This is a genomic window from Streptomyces sp. NPDC005791 (assembly GCF_042871485.1).
Classification (GTDB): Bacteria; Actinomycetota; Actinomycetes; order Streptomycetales; family Streptomycetaceae; genus Streptomyces.
Map to the genome: position 1 here is coordinate 40,447 of NZ_JBIAIP010000010.1, position 17,909 is coordinate 58,355.

At 69.3% G+C, this 17,909-nt stretch carries 19 protein-coding genes and 1 pseudogene; 7 read left to right on the plus strand and 13 right to left on the minus strand.

What is annotated here, in order from left to right; genetic code table 11:
* Positions 1 to 65: 65 nt before the first annotated feature.
* Both ACFYSH_RS20420 and ACFYSH_RS20425 read right to left on the minus strand, forming a co-directional pair.
* Positions 66 to 614, minus strand: coding sequence for a TetR family transcriptional regulator (locus tag ACFYSH_RS20420; RefSeq protein ID WP_359474825.1), 549 nt, complete (start codon positions 612 to 614; stop codon positions 66 to 68).
* Positions 614 to 934, minus strand: a complete 321-nt coding sequence (locus ACFYSH_RS20425; RefSeq protein ID WP_359474827.1) for a multidrug efflux SMR transporter — start codon at positions 932 to 934, stop codon at positions 614 to 616. Before ACFYSH_RS20425 ends, ACFYSH_RS20420 begins: the two co-directional genes overlap by 1 nt.
* 158 nt (positions 935 to 1,092) lie before the next feature.
* Here ACFYSH_RS20425 and ACFYSH_RS20430 point away from each other — a divergent pair, with 158 nt between their 5' ends.
* Positions 1,093 to 2,241: a hypothetical protein gene (locus ACFYSH_RS20430; protein WP_359474830.1), complete on the plus strand. Its 1,149-nt coding sequence runs from the start codon at positions 1,093 to 1,095 to the stop codon at positions 2,239 to 2,241.
* A gap of 24 nt (positions 2,242 to 2,265) precedes the next feature.
* On the opposite strand, the pseudogene ACFYSH_RS20435 reads toward ACFYSH_RS20430, so the two are convergent.
* The 9 genes and pseudogenes from ACFYSH_RS20435 to ACFYSH_RS20475 all read right to left on the minus strand — a co-directional run.
* Positions 2,266 to 2,638, minus strand: a pseudogene (locus ACFYSH_RS20435) (VOC family protein); the annotation flags it as partial.
* A gap of 60 nt (positions 2,639 to 2,698) precedes the next feature.
* A complete protein-coding gene (locus ACFYSH_RS20440; protein WP_250970406.1) occupies positions 2,699 to 3,037 on the minus strand; it encodes a metal-sulfur cluster assembly factor in 339 nt (112 codons plus the stop codon).
* The gene (sufU, locus tag ACFYSH_RS20445) at positions 3,034 to 3,489 is read right to left on the minus strand and encodes a Fe-S cluster assembly sulfur transfer protein SufU (RefSeq protein ID WP_359474833.1); all 456 of its coding nucleotides are present in this window, start codon (positions 3,487 to 3,489) and stop codon (positions 3,034 to 3,036) included. The genes ACFYSH_RS20440 and sufU overlap by 4 nt, the downstream gene beginning before the upstream one ends.
* Positions 3,490 to 3,515: 26 nt before the next feature.
* The gene (locus tag ACFYSH_RS20450) at positions 3,516 to 4,784 is read right to left on the minus strand and encodes a cysteine desulfurase (protein WP_359474836.1); all 1,269 of its coding nucleotides are present in this window, start codon (positions 4,782 to 4,784) and stop codon (positions 3,516 to 3,518) included.
* Complete coding sequence (gene sufC / locus ACFYSH_RS20455) at positions 4,781 to 5,572, minus strand: Fe-S cluster assembly ATPase SufC (RefSeq protein WP_359474839.1); 792 nt, start codon at positions 5,570 to 5,572, stop codon at positions 4,781 to 4,783. Before sufC ends, ACFYSH_RS20450 begins: the two co-directional genes overlap by 4 nt.
* A 7-nt stretch (positions 5,573 to 5,579) precedes the next feature.
* Positions 5,580 to 5,897, minus strand: a complete 318-nt coding sequence (locus ACFYSH_RS20460; protein ID WP_275319171.1) for a bifunctional 3-phenylpropionate/cinnamic acid dioxygenase ferredoxin subunit — start codon at positions 5,895 to 5,897, stop codon at positions 5,580 to 5,582.
* 1 nt (position 5,898) lies between these two features.
* Positions 5,899 to 7,080 carry a Fe-S cluster assembly protein SufD gene (gene sufD, locus ACFYSH_RS20465; RefSeq protein ID WP_359474844.1) on the minus strand — a complete coding sequence of 394 codons (1,182 nt, stop codon included), beginning with the start codon at positions 7,078 to 7,080 and terminating at the stop codon, positions 5,899 to 5,901.
* A 60-nt stretch (positions 7,081 to 7,140) separates the two neighbouring features.
* Positions 7,141 to 8,562, minus strand: coding sequence for a Fe-S cluster assembly protein SufB (gene sufB / locus ACFYSH_RS20470; RefSeq protein ID WP_356736269.1), 1,422 nt, complete (start codon positions 8,560 to 8,562; stop codon positions 7,141 to 7,143).
* Positions 8,559 to 9,308: a metalloregulator ArsR/SmtB family transcription factor gene (locus ACFYSH_RS20475; RefSeq protein WP_359474848.1), complete on the minus strand. Its 750-nt coding sequence runs from the start codon at positions 9,306 to 9,308 to the stop codon at positions 8,559 to 8,561. The genes sufB and ACFYSH_RS20475 overlap by 4 nt, the downstream gene beginning before the upstream one ends.
* A gap of 234 nt (positions 9,309 to 9,542) precedes the next feature.
* On the opposite strand from ACFYSH_RS20475, the gene ACFYSH_RS20480 reads away from it, so the two are divergent.
* The 4 genes from ACFYSH_RS20480 (at position 9,543) to ACFYSH_RS20495 (ending at position 12,949) form a co-directional block, all read left to right on the plus strand.
* A complete protein-coding gene (locus tag ACFYSH_RS20480; protein WP_359474851.1) occupies positions 9,543 to 10,469 on the plus strand; it encodes an ABC transporter ATP-binding protein in 927 nt (308 codons plus the stop codon).
* Positions 10,466 to 11,233 (plus strand): ABC transporter permease, encoded by a 768-nt coding sequence (locus ACFYSH_RS20485; RefSeq protein WP_359474855.1) that lies wholly within the window; start codon positions 10,466 to 10,468, stop codon positions 11,231 to 11,233. Before ACFYSH_RS20480 ends, ACFYSH_RS20485 begins: the two co-directional genes overlap by 4 nt.
* Before the next feature lie 84 nt (positions 11,234 to 11,317).
* Positions 11,318 to 12,301, plus strand: coding sequence for a COX15/CtaA family protein (locus tag ACFYSH_RS20490; RefSeq protein WP_359474896.1), 984 nt, complete (start codon positions 11,318 to 11,320; stop codon positions 12,299 to 12,301).
* A 159-nt stretch (positions 12,302 to 12,460) separates the two neighbouring features.
* Entirely contained in the window at positions 12,461 to 12,949 is a 489-nt protein-coding gene (locus ACFYSH_RS20495) for a hypothetical protein (RefSeq protein WP_388754260.1), read from the plus strand.
* Here the strand turns inward: ACFYSH_RS20495 and ACFYSH_RS20500 are convergent.
* Both ACFYSH_RS20500 and ACFYSH_RS20505 read right to left on the minus strand, forming a co-directional pair.
* Positions 12,946 to 13,314: a hypothetical protein gene (locus tag ACFYSH_RS20500; protein ID WP_359474861.1), complete on the minus strand. Its 369-nt coding sequence runs from the start codon at positions 13,312 to 13,314 to the stop codon at positions 12,946 to 12,948. The genes ACFYSH_RS20495 and ACFYSH_RS20500 overlap by 4 nt on opposite strands.
* A 110-nt stretch (positions 13,315 to 13,424) precedes the next feature.
* A complete protein-coding gene (locus tag ACFYSH_RS20505; protein WP_359474864.1) occupies positions 13,425 to 14,378 on the minus strand; it encodes a heme o synthase in 954 nt (317 codons plus the stop codon).
* Between the two features lie 289 nt (positions 14,379 to 14,667).
* Between ACFYSH_RS20505 and tkt the strand changes: the two genes are divergently transcribed.
* Together tkt and tal are read left to right on the plus strand one after the other, a co-directional pair.
* Positions 14,668 to 16,755: a transketolase gene (gene tkt / locus ACFYSH_RS20510; protein ID WP_359474867.1), complete on the plus strand. Its 2,088-nt coding sequence runs from the start codon at positions 14,668 to 14,670 to the stop codon at positions 16,753 to 16,755.
* Between the two features lie 34 nt (positions 16,756 to 16,789).
* Positions 16,790 to 17,908 (plus strand): transaldolase, encoded by a 1,119-nt coding sequence (gene tal / locus ACFYSH_RS20515; protein WP_359474870.1) that lies wholly within the window; start codon positions 16,790 to 16,792, stop codon positions 17,906 to 17,908.
* The last annotated feature ends 1 nt before the right edge of the window (position 17,909 follow it).

The window sequence follows — 17,909 nt, forward strand, 5'->3', positions numbered from 1 at the left end:
CGGAGACCACAGGGCCTCCGGCTGCTCGTGGAGGGCCGGAGCAGCCGTGGGCGACTGGTGGACGCTCAACGACCCGCCCCGTCCACGATCCGGGCCAGCATCTCGCGGGTGTACTCGGCATCGAAGTCACCGCCGGTGAGCAGCACCTGGAGGCTGATGCCGTCGAGCAGGGCCACGAGGGCCCGCGCGGTCGCCGGGTCGGTACGACGGGCGAGCAGATCGCCCACACCGTCGGCCCACTCCGCGGCGACGACCCGCAGGGCGGGGCGGCGGAGGGCCGCCAGGTACAGCTCGTACTCCAGCTCCATCGGCCCCCGTCCGCCCGCGAACCACTCCCCCAGCAGCCGGGTCAGCCCGTCGGCGAGACCGGCCGCCGGGTCGGCGAGGTACGCACTCTCCCGCACGGTCCGCGCGAAGTTGTCGTTGCACCGGCGCAGCGCGGCGATCAGCAGCTCGTCGAGCGAGGCGAAGTGGTAGGTCGTCGAGCCGAGCGGCACGTCGGCCTCGGCCGCCACGGTGCGGTGGCTGAGCCCGGCGATGCCCCGGTCCGCGACGACGCGGATGGCGGCCTGGATGATGCGGTCACGCCGCTCGGGGTCGTACCGCCGGGCCATCAGTGGGCCCCTCCGAGATTGAGGACGACGACCCCCGCGATGATCAGCGCGATGCCGGCCATCTTGGCGAGCCCCGCCGACTCTCCCATCCAGAGGACGCCGATGGCGGCGACGGCCGCGGTGCCCACTCCGGCCCAGATCGCATAGGCGGTGCCGACCGAGAGCGTCTTGAGCGTCTGGGCCAGCAGCGCGAAGGCCAGCACATAGCCCACGACCGTGCCGACCGAGGGCCACAGTCGTGTGAAGCCCTCGCTGTACTTCATGGCCGTCGTCCCGGCCACCTCCGCCGCGATGGCCGCGGCCAGCAGTCCGTATCCCATGCGTACAAGCGTACACAAGGAAGCGTACGGCCGTACACATCAGACGGGTGGCCGTACCGCGACCGCTCGGGGCGGCATGGGCGAGCACTCGAGGACGCTACGGTGTCCGCACCGATAGGACCGGATGACGACCGGATGATACGAGCAACGGAGCAGTGGTGGCGCAGGACGCAGGATGGGGCGGGGGCGCCTACGGGGGCGCGGCGTACGGCGGGAGTCCCTATGGGGGCCCGCCCGGTTGGGGCGGCTGGGTGCCGCCGCCGAAGCCAGGGGTGATACCGCTCGCCCCGCTGAGGCTGGGGGACGTGCTGGGCGGGGCGTTCTCGACGATGGGCAGGTACTGGAAGCAACTGTTCGGCCTGGCCGCCGCGCTGTACGGCGGGGCCGCGCTCCTGATGGCGGCGGCGGTGGCCGTCGCCTACTCCGCCGTCTCCGACCACCTGGACCGGGTCGCCTCCCTCGACTACGACGAGGGGGCCTCGTCCACGGACGTCGTCCCGCTCGTGATCTCGGGCGGCGTCCTCGCGCTGCTGGGCATCGCCACCTTGGCGATCGTCTCCGGCCTGATGTACGCGGCGGTCCCGACCGTGCTGCAGGAGGCGGTCCTGGGCAGACCCATCACCTTCGCGACGGTGTGGCGCAAGGCCTGGTCCCGGGTCGCACCCGTGATCGGCACCCTGATCCTCATCGCCCTCTTCGCGATCGTGCCCGTGCTGCTCCTCCTGGCGGCCTTCGCCGCGGTGATCATCAGCCTCGTCACGACGGACAGCGGTGGCGGCGCCGCCGTCGCCACGTCCCTGGGCATCATCGGCGCCCTGCTCACCGGTCCGCTGGCCGTCTGGCTCTGGACGAAGGTCTGCCTGGCACCCGCCGTCGTGGTCTTCGAGGGGCAAGGGCCCGTCGCCGCGCTGCGCCGCTCGTCGCAGCTGGTGCGCGGCGACTGGTGGCGGATCTTCGGCATCACGCTGCTGGCCGGTGTGATGGCGGCCGTGGCCGGCTATGTCATCCAGATCCCGTTCTCGGTCCTCGGGGTGTTCCCGGGCATGATCGGGAGCGCGACCCTGGACGAGGACCCGAGCGCCGCGGCGGTGATCGTCGCCATGAGCGGCTATCTGATCGCGAGCATGCTGGGCGGCCTGGTGAGCCAGATCATCTCGACGACGTTCCCCCAGCTGGTCACCGGCCTGCTCTACGTCGACCGGCGCATCCGGACGGAGAATCTGGGCCCGGTCCTGGCCGAGGCGGCGGGCGTACCGCAGCAGGGGCCGATGGCACCGCCGTACGGGGGCGGGGCGCCGCAGTGGTGACCCGGCCGGGCCCGGTCGGCCCACCATCGAGTTCTTCGGCCTCAGCACACAGGACTCGTTACCCTCCGGATCGGCCGGCACCTCCCAGGTGACGTCGTCGCTCTGCCCGACGCCCGCCCTTCGCGCGCCGAGCGAGATGGTCCGCTCGACCTCGGCTGCCTGGTCGTCGGGGGGAAAAGATCGATGTGCAGCCGGTTCTTGCCGGTGTTCTCCTCCAGTACGGGGAGTCCAGTACGGGGAGAAAGCACGTGCCCGGCATCGTAAACGCGTCGGCGCCGATGACGATCTCGTCCTCCGCCTCGAACAGCACCTGCCGGTCCAGCGCCCCGCACCAGAGGCGGGCCGGTGACGGCAGATCGTGGGCGACGACGGCGAGGTGGTGAAAGCGAACGGCCATGCCCGCCGGTCTGCCTGGCGTGCATGGCCGTTCGTCGTCCGAAACGGACAACGGCTGGAATCAGACGTTGAAGCCGAGTGCGCGCAGCTGCTCGCGACCGTCGTCGGTGATCTTGTCCGGGCCCCACGGCGGCATCCAGACCCAGTTGATCCGCAGCTCGTTGACGATCCCGTCCGTCGCCGACTTCGCCTGGTCCTCGATGACATCGGTCAGCGGACAGGCCGCGGACGTCAGCGTCATGTCGAGGGTGGCGATGTTGGCGTCATCGACGTGGATGCCGTAGATCAGGCCGAGGTTGACGACGTCGATGCCCAGCTCGGGGTCGACCACGTCGTACAGGGCCTCGCGGACCTCCTCCTCGGAGGCCGGCTTCGTCGTAAGAGTCTCGTTCTCGCTCATGCCGTCTTCCCTTCGGACAGCGCCTGCGCCGTCGCGTCCTTCCACGCCATCCAGCTGAGCAGCGCGCACTTGACCCGGGCCGGGTACTTGGAGACGCCGGCGAACGCGACCGCGTCCTCCAGCACCTCCTCCATCGCGTCGTCCGGCTCCAGCTGACCCTTGGACTGCATCAGTTCCAGGAAAGCCTCCTGGATCCTCTGCGCCTGGCCGAGCTCCTTGCCCACCAGCAGCTCGTTGAGCACGGAGGCGCTGGCCTGGCTGATGGAGCAGCCCTGACCCTCGTAACTGACGTCGGCGATTCTCTCGCCGTCGTACTTCACGCGGAGCGTGATCTCGTCGCCGCACGTCGGGTTGACGTGGTGCACCTCGGCGTCGCCGTCCCGCAGGCCACGCCCGTGGGGGTGCTTGTAGTGGTCCAGGATCACTTCCTGGTACATGGAATCAAGCTTCACCAGTCAACCCTCAGCCGCTCTGCCATCTAACCGAAAAAGTTCCGCACGTGCTCCAGGCCGTCCACCAGGGCGTCGACCTCGGCGGGCGTGGAGTACAGATAGAACGACGCTCGCGTCGTCGCAGGAATTCCGTACCGCAGGCAGACCGGCCGTGCGCAGTGATGTCCTACCCGGACGGCGATGCCCAGCTCGTCGAGCACCTGACCCACGTCGTGGGGGTGGATGTCACCGAGCGTGAAGGAGATCGTCGCCCCGCGGTCCTCGGCCGTCGCCGGACCGATGATCCGCAGGTCGGGGACCTCCAGGAGCCGCTTCACCGCGTACGCGGTGATGGCCTGCTCATGGCGGTGGATGTTCTCCATGCCGATGGCCGAGAGGTAGTCCACGGCCGCGCCGAGGCCGACGGCCTGCGCGATCGGGGGCGTACCGGCCTCGAACTTGTGCGGCGCGGGCGCGTACGTCGACGAGTGCATCGACACGGTCTCGATCATCTCGCCGCCACCGAGGAACGGCGGCAGGTCCTCCAGGAGCTCCTGCCGTCCCCAGAGCACGCCGATGCCCGTGGGGCCGACCATCTTGTGGCCGGTGAAGGCCACGAAGTCGGCCTGCAGCGCCTGCACGTCGAGCACCATGTGCGGGGCCGCCTGCGAGGCGTCGATGCAGACCAGCGCGCCGACCTGCTGGGCGCGGCGGACGATCTTCTCCACCGGGTTGTGCGTGCCCATGATGTTGGAGACCAGGGTGAAGGAGACGATCTTCGTCTTCTCCGTGATGACCTCGTCGATGTTCGACAGGTCGAGGCGGCCGTCGTCCGTGATGCCGAACCACTTCAGCTTCGCGCCGGTGCGCTGCGAGAGCAGCTGCCACGGCACGATGTTGGAGTGGTGCTCCATCTCGGTGGTGACGATCTCGGTGTCACTGTCGACCCGGTAGGGCTCGTCCGCCCAGCCGAGCATGTTCGCCACGAGGTTGAGCGACTCCGAGGCGTTCTTGGTGAAGATCACCTCGTTGCGGCTGGGTGCGTTGATGAAGGCCGCGACCTTGTCACGCGCGCCCTCGTACAGCGCGGTGGCCTCCTCGGCGATCGTGTACACACCGCGGTGGACGTTGGCGTTGTGCCGCTCGTAGTACTCGTTGAGCGCGTCGAGCACCTGGCGCGGCTTCTGCGAGGTCGCCGCGCTGTCCAGGTAAACGATCTTCTTGCCGTCGTGGACCGTGCGGTCCAGGATCGGGAAGTCCTTACGGATCGCCTCGGTGTCGAGGAGGCCGGAGAGCCCCTGTCGGGCGTCAGTCACGCGACCGTACCTCCTGAGTTCGCTCCGCTCACGGGGCCGCCCTTCGTGTAGGCCTCGTAGCCCTCGTTCTCCAGCTTGTCGGCGAGCTCGGCGCCACCGGAGGCGGCGATCCGGCCGTTGGCGAAGACGTGCACGTAGTCGGGCTTGATGTACTTGAGGATGCGCGTGTAGTGCGTGATCAGCAGGGTGCCGACCTCGCCGCTCTCGCGCACGCGGTTGACGCCTTCGGAGACGGTCTTCAGCGCGTCGACGTCCAGACCGGAGTCGGTCTCGTCGAGGATCGCGACCTTCGGCTTGAGGAGCTCCAGCTGGAGGATCTCGTGGCGCTTCTTCTCACCGCCGGAGAAGCCCTCGTTGACGTTGCGCTCGGCGAAGGCGGGGTCCATCTGGAGCTGGGCCATCGTCTCCTTGACCTCCTTCACCCACGTCCGCAGCTTGGGGGCCTCGCCGCGGACGGCGGTGGCGGAGGTGCGCAGGAAGTTGGAGACCGAGACACCGGGGATCTCGACCGGGTACTGCATGGCGAGGAACAGGCCGGCGCGGGCCCGCTCGTCCACGGACATCTCCAGGACGTCCTCGCCGTCCAGGGTCACCGTGCCACTCGTGATCGTGTACTTGGGGTGACCCGCGAGCGAGTAGGCGAGGGTGGACTTGCCGGACCCGTTCGGGCCCATGATGGCGTGGGTCTCGCCCTGCTTCACGGTCAGGTCGACGCCCTTGAGGATCTCCTTCGTGGCGTTGTCGGCCTCGACGGAGACGTGCAGGTCGCGGATTTCAAGCGTTGCCATGGGTGACTCAGGACTCCTGGGTGACGGAGACGAGCACATCGTCCCCTTCGATCTTTACGGGGTATACGGGGACGGGGCGCGTCGCGGGAAGACCGGACGGCTTGCCGGTGCGGAGGTCGAAGCTCGATCCGTGCAGCCAGCACTCGATCGCGCAGTCCTCCACCTCGCCCTCCGACAGCGAGACGTTCGCGTGCGAGCAGATGTCATTGATCGCGAACACCTCACCCTCGGTGCGGACGACGGAGACCGGCGTGCCGTCGAGCTCCACCCTCTTGGGGGTGTCGTCCTCCAGCTCGCTCAGCGCACAGGCTCTGACGAAGGCCATCTCAGACCGACGCCTTCAGCTCGGCCTCGATCTTGTCGAGGAGACGGGCTTCGACGTCGGGCAGACCGATCTGCTGGACCAGTTCGGCGAAGAAGCCGCGCACGACGAGCCGGCGGGCCTCCTCGGCCGGGATGCCGCGGGACTGCAGGTAGAACAGCTGCTCGTCGTCGAAGCGGCCGGTCGCCGAGGCGTGGCCGGCGCCGACGATCTCGCCGGTCTCGATCTCCAGGTTCGGTACGGAGTCGACACGGGCACCGTCGGTGAGAACCAGGTTGCGGTTCATCTCGTAGGTGTCGGTGCCCTCGGCTGCGGCCTGGATGAGCACGTCGCCGATCCATACGGCGTGGGCGTCGTCGCCCTGGAGCGCACCCTTGTACACCGCGTTGGACTTGCAGTGCGGGGTGTTGTGGTCGACCAGGAGGCGGTGCTCCTGGTGCTGGCCCTTGTCGGTGAAGTACAGGCCGAAGAGCTCGGCCTCGCCACCGGGGGCCGCGTAGGCGACCCGCGGGTGGAGGCGGACGAGGTCCCCGCCGAACGTCACGATGACCGACTTGAAGGAGGCGTCGCGGCCGACCAGCGCGTTGTGCTGGCCGACGTGGACGGCCGTGTCGTCCCAGTCCTGTACGGAGACGACGGTCAGCTTCGCACCGTCGCCCAGGACGTAGTCGACGTTGGCCGCCAGCACGGCGTCACCGGTGTGGTCGATGACGACGACGGCCTCGGCGAAGGCGCCCAGCTCGATGAGCTGGTGGCCGTAGGCCACACCGCCCTCGCCGTGCACGGTGATCCGGACCGGCTCGGTGAGCACGGCCTCCTTGGCGACCGTGACGACCGAGGCGTGCTGGAAGGACGAGTACGCCTGTGCGGCGACCCGGTCCACCGGGATGCCCGCCGTCCCGAGCCGCGCGTCGTCGCGGCCGACGGTCTCGACCGTGACGCCGGAGGGCGCCTCGACGACGACCTTGACACCGTCACCGGTGGCGACGGCGGAGCCGTCGTGCAGGCCGCGCAGCCGCTCCAGCGGCGTGAACCGCCACTCCTCCTCGCGGCCGTGCGGGACCGGGAAGTCCGCGACGTCGAAGGACGGGGGCGCGCTCATGCGCGTGGCGACGGTGGACTCGGCCGCCACCGCGATGGACCCGGCGGTGGTGGAGCCCACCGGGGAATTCTGAGCCTCAGCCATGGCTGTCGTAGTGCTCGCTTTCTCAGTCAAGAACTCTTCGGGACGCGGTCGGCGGGCGTACTAGCCGACCGAACCCTCCATCTGCAGCTCGATCAGCCGGTTGAGCTCCAGGGCGTACTCCATGGGCAGCTCCTTGGCGATCGGCTCGACGAAGCCGCGCACGATCATCGCCATGGCCTCGAACTCCGTCATGCCGCGGCTCATCAGGTAGAAGAGCTGGTCCTCGGAGACCTTGGAGACGGTCGCCTCGTGACCCATCGACACGTCGTCCTCGCGGACGTCGACGTACGGGTAGGTGTCGGAGCGGGAGATGGTGTCCACGAGCAGCGCGTCGCACAGCACGTTGGACTTGGCGCCCGGCGCACCCTCGCCGATCTCGATGAGACCGCGGTAGGAGGTGCGGCCACCGCCTCGCGCCACCGACTTGGAGACGATGTTGGAGGAGGTGTTCGGAGCCATGTGGACCATCTTGGCGCCGGCGTCCTGGTGCTGGCCCTCGCCCGCGAAGGCGATGGACAGGGTCTCGCCCTTGGCGTGCTCGCCCATCAGGTAGACGGCCGGGTACTTCATGGTGACCTTGGAGCCGATGTTGCCGTCGACCCACTCCATGGTCGCGCCCTCGTATGCCACGGCGCGCTTGGTGACCAGGTTGTAGACGTTGTTCGACCAGTTCTGGATGGTCGTGTAGCGGCAGCGGCCGCCCTTCTTCACGATGATCTCGACGACCGCGGAGTGCAGCGAGTCCGAGGAGTAGATCGGCGCGGTGCAGCCCTCGACGTAGTGGACGTAGGCGTCCTCGTCGACGATGATCAGCGTCCGCTCGAACTGGCCCATGTTCTCCGTGTTGATACGGAAGTAGGCCTGGAGCGGGATCTCGACGTGCACGCCCTTCGGCACGTAGATGAAGGAGCCACCGGACCACACGGCGGAGTTCAGCGAGGCGAACTTGTTGTCACCGACGGGGATGACGGTGCCGAAGTACTCCTTGAAGAGCTCCGGGTGCTCCTTCAGCGCGGTGTCGGTGTCCATGAAGATGACACCCTGCGCCTCGAGCTCCTCGTTGATCTGGTGGTAGACCACCTCGGACTCGTACTGCGCGGCGACACCGGCGACCAGGCGCTGCTTCTCCGCCTCCGGGATGCCGAGCTTGTCGTACGTGTTCTTGATGTCCTCGGGCAGGTCCTCCCAGGACTCCGCCTGCTTCTCCGTGGACCGCACGAAGTACTTGATGTTGTCGAAGTCGATGCCCGACAGGTCCGAGCCCCAGTTCGGCATGGGCTTCTTGTCGAACAGCTTGAGGCCCTTGAGTCGGAGCTTGAGCATCCACTCCGGCTCGTTCTTCTTCTCCGAGATGTCGCGGACGACAGCCTCGGAAAGGCCGCGCTTCGCCGCCGCGCCTGCCGCGTCGGAGTCGGCCCAGCCGAATTCGTACGTACCCAGACCCTCGAGCTCAGGGTGGGCAGTCTCCGTAGGGAGCGTCATGCGGGGTTCCTCCCGGCCGTACTTGCAGATACTGAATGGGTGGTCTGTGAAGCCTGTGGTGCTGCGGGGCTGCCGCGCGGAACGAACGTCGTGCACACCCCGTCGCCGTGGGCGAGGGTGGCGAGACGCTGCACATGGGTCCCGAGCAGACTGGAGAAGAATTCCGTCTCCGCCTCGCACAGCTGCGGGAACTGCTCGGCTACGTGCGCGACCGGGCAGTGGTGCTGGCAGAGCTGCTCGCCCTGCTGAGGAGCCGGCGCGCTACGCGCCGTAGCAGCGTACCCGTCGGCGGACAAGGCCTTGGCCAAGGCCTCGGTGCGCTTCTCTGGGCCCGCGGCCTCGACGGCGGCGCGGTACGTCTCGGACTGGGCGGCCATCCTGGCGCGGGCGAAAGCGACGAGTGCCTCGTCCCCCGCCGTGTCGGCGATCCAGCGCAGCGCGTCGGCGGCGAGCTTGTCGTAGGACTGGTCGAACGCGTCCCGGCCGCAGTCGGTGAGGGCGAAGACCTTGGCCGGACGGCCACGGGTCCGCGCTCCGTAGACCCGCTGCTCGCGGGCCTCGACCACGTCGTCGGAGACGAGGGCGTCCAGGTGACGGCGCACCGCGGCCTGCGTCAGGCCGACGCGCTTCGCCAGATCGGCGGCGGTGGACGGGCCGTGGTCCAGGATGGAGCGCGCGACCCGGTTGCGCGTCGAACGCTCACCGGTCGCGAGTTCCTCCTGAGGAGCCTCGCCAACGTATTTCACAACGCCATTGTTGCGTAATTCCTCGGGACCTGACAACCCACCTCCGAACCGGGCGCGGTGCCCTTCGTCACTTAGGCAGACCTAAGTTGACCTGCGGAAACAGGCGGCCGGAGCGGGCCGTCGCAGGTGGGCGCGGTCCGGGCCGGCCGGCGGACGGGCCGCCTCGAACGCTTCGAGGACGTCGGGGAGCCCGGCGCGCCGGACCCCTGACCGGCCAGCCTAGACTTGCCCGCCATGAGCAGCGAGCCCGTCGTACAGGCCAGGGGCCTTGTCAAGCGGTACGGCACCGAAGCGGCGGTCAACGGCCTCGATCTGGAGGTCGCCGCGGGCGCGGTGACCGCGGTCCTCGGCCCCAACGGCGCCGGGAAGACCACCACGGTCGAGACCTGCGAGGGCTACCGCCGGCCGGACGAGGGCACCGTACGGGTCCTCGGGCTCGACCCGGTCGCGGACGCCGCCGCGCTCCGCCCCCGCATCGGCGTGATGCTGCAGTCCGGCGGCGTCTACTCCGGCGCCCGCGCCGACGAGATGCTGCGCCACATGGCGAAGCTCCACGCCCACCCGCTGGACGTCGACGCGCTCGTCGAGCGGCTCGGACTCGGCAGCTGCGGCCGGACCACCTATCGCCGGCTCTCCGGCGGCCAGCAGCAGCGCCTGGCGCTGGCCATGGCCGTCGTCGGCCGCCCCGAGCTGGTCTTCCTGGACGAGCCCACGGCGGGCCTCGACCCGCAGGCCCGCCGCTCGACCTGGGAGCTGATCCGGGAGCTGCGCACCGACGGGGTGTCGGTCGTCCTCACCACCCACTTCATGGACGAGGCCGAGGAGCTCGCCGACGACGTCGCCGTCATCGACGCGGGCCGGGTCATCGCGCAAGGCAGCCCCGAGCAGCTGTGCCGCGGCGGCGCCGAGAACACCCTGCGCTTCACCGGCCGCCCCGGCCTCGACCTCGGCTCGCTGCTGAAGGCGCTGCCCGACGGCAGCGAGGCCGCGGAGCTCACCACGGGCGCGTACCGCATCACTGGGCGGATCGACCCGGAGCTGCTCGCGACCGTCACCTCCTGGTGCGCCCAGCACGGCGTGATGCCGGACGGCATCGCGGTGGAGCGGCACACCCTCGAGGACGTCTTCCTGGAACTGACCGGCAAGGAGCTGCGCGCATGAGCGCCGGTACGTACACCCCGCGCCCCGGCGCCGCCCCGCTGCACCGCATGATCGCCGCACAGGCCGCACTGGAGACCCGGATGCTCCTGCGCAACGGCGAACAGCTGCTGCTGACCGTGGTCATCCCGACGCTGCTGCTCGTGCTGTTCAGCGCGGTCGACATCGTCGACACCGGAGCGGGTGAGCCCGTCGACTTCCTGGCGCCCGGCGTCCTCGCGCTCGCGGTGATGTCGACCGCCTTCACGGGCCAGGCCATCGCGACCGGCTTCGAGCGCCGTTACGGGGTGCTCAAGCGGCTGGGCGCCTCCCCGCTGCCCCGGTGGGGTCTGATGGCGGCGAAGACCCTCTCGGTGCTGGTCACGGAGGTGCTGCAGATCATCCTGCTGACGGTGATCGCCTTCGCGCTGGGGTGGTCACCCGAGGGCAACCCGTTCGCGGTGCTGCTGCTCCTCCTGCTGGGCACCGTGGCGTTCTCCGGGCTCGGGCTCCTGATGGCCGGCACGCTCAAGGCCGAGGCCACGCTGGCCGCGGCGAACCTGGTCTTCCTGCTGCTGCTGGTGGGCGGCGGGGTCATCGTGCCGCTGGACAAGTTCCCGGACGTGGCGCAGTCGGTCCTGGGCCTGCTCCCGATCTCCGCGCTCTCCGACGGCCTCAGGGACGTACTGCAGCACGGCGCGGCGATGCCCTGGGGCGACGCGGCGATCCTGCTGGGGTGGGCGGTGCTGGGACTGGGCGCGGCGGCGAGGTTCTTCCGCTGGGAGTGAGCGGGCGGTGACCCACCGCTGAGTTCCCGGGCCCTCCCGGGACGGGCGACCCCTCGTGAAAACATGCACAAGCCGTTGCCTACGATGGTGGGCGTGGAAACCCCCATCTCCTACATCGCCAAGCGCTGGACACCGTCGATGAAGACGGCCAGGCGCGCCGCACTCTCCGCGGTGGTGATGAGCGTCTTCATCATCATCACCGGCGGCGCGGTGCGGCTGACCGGTTCCGGTCTGGGCTGCGACACCTGGCCCAAGTGCACCGACGACAGCCTCTTCGCCACGCCGGAGCAGGGTCTGCACGGCGCCATCGAATTCGGCAACCGGATGCTCACCTACGTCCTGTCGGCCGCGGTCGGCTGGGCGATCATCGCGTCGCGCTCCCTGAAGCCCCGTCGGCGTCATCTCACCCGCCTGGCGTGGTCGCAGTTCTGGCTGGTGATGGGGAACGCCGTCATCGGCGGGATCACGGTCTGGGCCGGCCTCAACCCGTGGTCGGTGGCCGGACACTTCCTGCTCGCCAACTGCCTGCTCACGGTGACCGTGGTCACCTGGGTGCGGATCGGTGAGGGCGACGGCGCACCGCGCCCGCGCGTCCCGCGCCCGGTGCGGCAGCTCTCCTGGGCCGTCGTCGCCACCACGGTGGTCCTGATCGTGCTCGGCACCACGGTGACCGGCTCCGGCAAGCACGCCGGTGACAGCAGCGACGTACCGCGCATGCCGTGGGACTGGAGTGCCGCCGCGCACGTCCACGCCATCGCCGCCTGGGTCGTCTGCGCCCTGGCCATCGCGATGTGGTTCGCGCTGCGCGTCGTCGACGCCCCCGCCGACACCCGGGCCCGTGCCCGTGACCTGCTGGTCGTGCTGGTGGCACAGGGGGCCATCGGATACGTGCAGTACTTCAACGACGTACCGGAGATCCTGGTCGGCCTCCACATGTTCGGCTCGGCCCTGCTGTGGATCGCGGTGCTGCGCCTGCTGCTGTCGCTGCGCGAGCGCCCTGCGGCCGATACCACCGGGCTTCCCGCGCCCACAGTGGGAGACCGGCCGGAGCACGCCGCCGCGCACTGAGCAAGAGCGCCTCCCCGGCACGGTTCGCCCGGCGTTTCGGCCATGGTGCTCCGCGCCTCTGGACCGACGCCGCCCCGCCCTTCACCATGGTCCCGGTCACCGACCGCGCGTCCGTCGGCGAAGGGTGGGGCGATGGGCATGTGCTCCGGGGAACACCGCATGAACTGTTTCTACGAGAAGGCCTTCCACGTGGGTGCCTTCCCGGAGCGCGCCCAGCCGTTGCGCCGTGGTGCACTCGCCGCGGTCCCGACGGCCGCACTGCTGCTCATACCGGTGGTCGCGGTGTTGCTGCTGGTGGCCGACTTCTCCTGGCAGCTGGTCGGACTCGAGCTCCTGCTCGTCCCCGCCCTGGTGTTCCTGGCGCGCCGACGGATCGGCGGAAGGCGCGTTGCCCGCGAGAAGGCGGCGGTGTTCGCCGAGCGCGCGTACCCGTCCGCCGGCAACGACCGCTCCGGCGCGGACATCCGGCACTGTTCCGGCTGTACACGCGTCCTCGTGCGGAAGAAGGACACCGACTCCCCGGAGGATTACGTCTCCCCCACCGACGCGGACGGCTGGGAGGCCTGGGCCCGCGCCCAGGGAGCGGAATTCGGGCCGGCGTCCGGACAGTCCGTGCCGGAGCCCGGGACCGGGCCCGCCAAGCCTTAGGCCGTGTCGTTGGACGGGCCGCCGACCTGGATCCCCGCCATCCGCGACCACTCGTACGGACCGGTGCGGACCTTGGCGGCGAATTCTCCGTCGAAGTCCTCGTGGACCGTGATGCCCGCCTTCCGCGTGGCACTCTCCGCGACGGCGTAGGAGGGTGCGACCAGGTCGCCCCAGCCGCCGTCCTCACCGACGAGCACGATGCGGGTGCCCACCTGGCCGAGGTGGGCGAGCTGCCCCTCCGCGCCGCCGTGCTTCTTGGCGAAGGCGCCGATCTGCTTGGCGAGCTTCGCGGCCTTGCGCTCGGCGCGGGCCGCGTGCTTGCTGTCGTCCGTCTGCTGGGTCCGGGTCTCTGCCGTCTCTGCCATGGACAGGATGCTACCGACGGGTAGATCGACTGGCGACGGGCGGGGGGCGTGGCATCGGCCACGTCCCCCGCCCGTCGGCGGAGCTTCGGTGCGCACAGGACGCGTACGGGCTACCTCAGGAAGGGGTCCACCGCGACGGCGACGAAGAGGAGCGAGACATAGGTGATGGACCAGTGGAACAGCCGCATCTCCTTGAGCTTGCCGCCGGTCACGCCGGCCTTCGCCCGGTTCTGCAGGCCGTGTGCCTCCCAGAGCCAGAAACCGCCGGTCAGGAGCGCCACCAGGGTGTAGAACCAGCCGGTGTAGCCCAACGGGGTGAGCAGCAGCGAGACGGCGACCATGACCCAGCTGTAGACGACGATCTGGCGGGCCACCACCTGGTTGGAGGCGACGACCGGGAGCATCGGGACACCGACCCGGGCGTAGTCCTCCTTGACCTTCATCGACAGCGGCCAGTAGTGCGGCGGCGTCCAGAAGAAGATGACGGCGAAAAGAATGACCGCGGCCCACGACATCGAATTGGTCACGGCCGACCAGCCGATGAGTACGGGCATGCAGCCGGCGATTCCGCCCCAGACGATGTTCTGCGAGGTCCGGCGCTTCAGCAGCATCGTGTAGACGACGACATAGAACAGAAGTGCGCCGAGTGAGAGCGCCGCCGAGAGCCAGTTGACGAGGAGTCCGAACCAGACCGTGGAAATCACCGCGAGGGAGATACCGAAGACCAGGCACTCACGCGGGCTCACCATGCCGGTGACCAGCGGCCTCTGCGACGTACGGTCCATCAGCGCGTCGATGTCACGGTCGATATACATGTTGAGCGCATTGGCACCGCCCGCGGAGAGATATCCGCCGATGGTGGTGGTGACCACGAGCAGCAGGTCCGGCACGCCCTGCGCGGCGAGGAACATCACCGGAACGGTGGTGATCAGCAGCAGCTCGATGATGCGCGGCTTGGTAAGAGCCACGAATGCCTTGATGCGGGCCCCGAACGGGCGTTGGCCCACTGGGCTCGGAGTCAAGGCGACCCCTGCGGGTCGGGACTCGACGGCCGTCACGCACACCCCTGACAGAGAAATCCCAGCAAGCTCCGGACGGGAAGGCCGCCCGGTAAAGACTTGCGCGAACCAGACCACTGTAGACGTTGGGCATACGCCGCTCTTCGCGGGGGTGGGGTCGTGTTGGGGTGGCGCAGAAGTGAACGGCAGCGCTCATACGGGAGGCGAACTCCGCAGGTCGCCCGCACTGTGGAAAGGGCAGAAGTACGGCCTTGTGACGGGGGTAGGCTCGACAATGCCCGGTGCGGTAACCAGTCACCGGTTTACGAACAGTGGAGAGGAGCCCTGACTCAGGGTGAGCACCAAGCCGACCACCACAGACCTTCAGTGGACCGAATTGGACCAGCGGGCCGTGGACACTGTCCGCGTCCTCGCCGCGGACGCCGTACAGAAAGTCGGAAACGGCCACCCGGGTACGGCGATGAGCCTGGCTCCTGCCGCGTACACCCTCTTCCAGAAGGTGATGCGCCACGACCCGGCGGACGCGGACTGGACCGGACGCGACCGGTTCGTACTGTCCGCGGGCCACTCCAGCCTGACGCTGTACATCCAGCTCTACCTCGCCGGGTACGGCCTGGAGCTGGACGACCTCAAGGCCTTCCGCACCTGGGGCTCCAAGACCCCGGGCCACCCGGAGTACGGCCACACCACCGGGGTCGAGACGACGACCGGTCCGCTGGGCCAGGGTGTCGCCAACGCGGTGGGCATGGCGATGGCCTCCCGCTACGAGCGCGGTCTCTTCGACCCGCAGGCGGCCCCCGGCACGTCCCCGTTCGACCACACCATCTGGGTCGTCGCCGGTGACGGCTGCCTCCAGGAGGGCATCTCGGCCGAGGCGTCCTCGCTGGCCGGCCACCAGAAGCTCGGCAACCTGGTGCTGCTGTGGGACGACAACCACATCTCGATCGAGGGCGACACGGAGACCGCGGTCTCCGAGGACACCCTGAAGCGCTACGAGTCCTACGGCTGGCACGTCCAGCGTGTGGACCAGCTGCCCAGCGGTGACCTGGACCCCGAGGGTCTCTACCGCGCGCTGCAGGCCGCCAAGGCCGAGACGGAGCGACCGTCGTTCATCGCGGCCCGCTCGATCATCGCCTGGCCGGCCCCGAACGCCCAGAACACCGAGGCGGCGCACGGCTCGGCGCTCGGCGACGACGAGATCGCGGCCACCAAGCGGGTGCTCGGCTTCGACCCGGAGAAGACCTTCGAGGTCTCCGACGAGGTCATCGCGCACACCCGTGAGGCGCTGGACCGCGGCCGTGAGGCCAAGGCCGAGTGGGAGAAGGGCTTCGCCGCGTGGCGCACCGCCAACCCGGAGCGCGCCGCCGACTTCGACCGGATCGCCGCAGGCGAGCTGCCCGCGGGCTGGGAGGACGAGCTCCCGGTCTTCGAGGCCGGCCACGGGGTCGCCACGCGCGCCGCCTCCGGCAAGATCCTGCAGGCCCTCGGTGGTGTCATTCCCGAGCTGTGGGGCGGTTCCGCCGACCTGGCCGGCTCGAACAACACCACGATCGACAAGACGTCGTCGTTCCTCCCGGTGGGCAACCCGCTGCCCGAGGCCGACCCGTACGGCCGGACGATCCACTTCGGCATCCGCGAGCACGCCATGGCCGCGGCCATGAACGGCATCGCGCTGCACGGCAACACCCGCATCTACGGCGGCACCTTCCTGGTGTTCTCCGACTACATGCGCAACGCCGTCCGCCTCTCCGCGCTGATGCACCTGCCGGTGACGTACGTGTGGACGCACGACTCGATCGGTCTCGGCGAGGACGGTCCGACCCACCAGCCGGTGGAGCACATCGCCTCGCTGCGCGCGATCCCGGGCCTGAACGTCGTCCGCCCGGCCGACGCCAACGAAACCGTCATCGCCTGGCGCGAGATCCTCAAGCGCGGCAAGAAGGACTACGGCAGGAGCGCCCCGCACGGCCTGGCGCTGACCCGTCAGGGCGTGCCCACCTACCCGGCGAACGACGACGCGGCCAGGGGTGGCTACGTGCTCTTCGACGCCGAGGGCGGCGAGGCGCAGGCCGTCCTGATCGCGACGGGCTCCGAGGTCCAGCTGGCCGTCGAGGCCCGCGACGAGCTCCAGGCAGCCGGCGTGCCGACCCGCGTGGTCTCCATGCCGTGTGTCGAGTGGTTCGAGGAGCAGGACCAGGCGTACAAGGACAGCGTGATCCCGCCGTCCGTGAAGGCCCGGGTCGCCGTCGAAGCCGGTATCGGCCTCACCTGGCACCGGTACGTGGGCGACGCCGGCCGGATCGTCTCGCTGGAACACTTCGGCGCGTCGGCGGACGCCAAGATCCTCTTCCGCGAGTTCGGCTTCACCGCCGCGCACGTGGCGGAAGCCGCCCGGGAATCTATCGCCTCCGCCGCACGCTGACGCGGTTACACGACTAGTAGGAGATGCAATTCTCATGACAGACGCACTCAAGCGCCTCTCCGACGAGGGCGTGGCGATCTGGCTGGACGACCTCTCGCGCAAGCGGATCACGTCCGGCAACCTGGCCGAGCTGATCGACCAGAGCCACGTCGTGGGTGTCACGACCAACCCGTCGATCTTCCAGAAGGCGATCTCCTCGGGTGACGGTTACGAGCAGCAGCTCACCGACCTCGCCGCCCGCAAGGTCACCGTCGAGGAAGCCATCCGCATGATCACGACGGCGGACGTCCGTGACGCCGCCGACATCCTGCGCCCGGTCTTCGACGCGACGGACGGCCAGGACGGCCGGGTGTCCATCGAGGTCGACCCGCGCCTGGCCCACAACACCCTGGCCACGGTCGCCGAGGCCAAGCAGCTGGCCTGGCTGGTGGACCGGCCGAACACGCTCATCAAGATCCCGGCGACGAAGGCGGGCCTGCCGGCGATCACGGAGACCATCGGGCGGGGCATCAGTGTCAATGTGACCCTGATCTTCTCGCTGGAGCGCTACCGCGAGGTCATGGACGCCTACCTGGCGGGCCTGGAGAAGGCGAAGGCCGCGGGCCTGGACCTCTCCAAGATCCACTCGGTGGCGTCCTTCTTCGTGTCCCGCGTGGACACCGAGATCGACAAGCGTCTGGACGCGGTCGGCAGCGACGAGGCGAAGGCCGCGAAGGGCAAGTCCGCCCTCGCCAACGCCCGGCTGGCCTACGAGGCGTACGAGGAGGTCTTCGCGGGCGACCGCTGGGCCGCCCTGGACAAGGCGCAGGCCAACAAGCAGCGTCCGCTGTGGGCCTCCACCGGCGTCAAGGACCCGTCCCTCAAGGACACCCTGTACGTCGACGACCTCGTCGCCCCCAACACGGTCAACACCATGCCGGAGGCGACGCTGGAGGCCGTGGCCGACCACGGCGACATCACCGGCAACACCGTCGCCGGTGGTTACGACCAGGCGCGCGCCGACCTCGACGCGATCAAGAAGCTCGGTGTCAGCTACGACGAGGTCGTCCAGCTGCTCGAGGACGAGGGCGTCGAGAAGTTCGAGGCGGCCTGGAACGACCTGCTCAAGTCGACCGAGGCAGAGCTCGAGCGCCTCGCTCCTTCGAAGGGCTGAC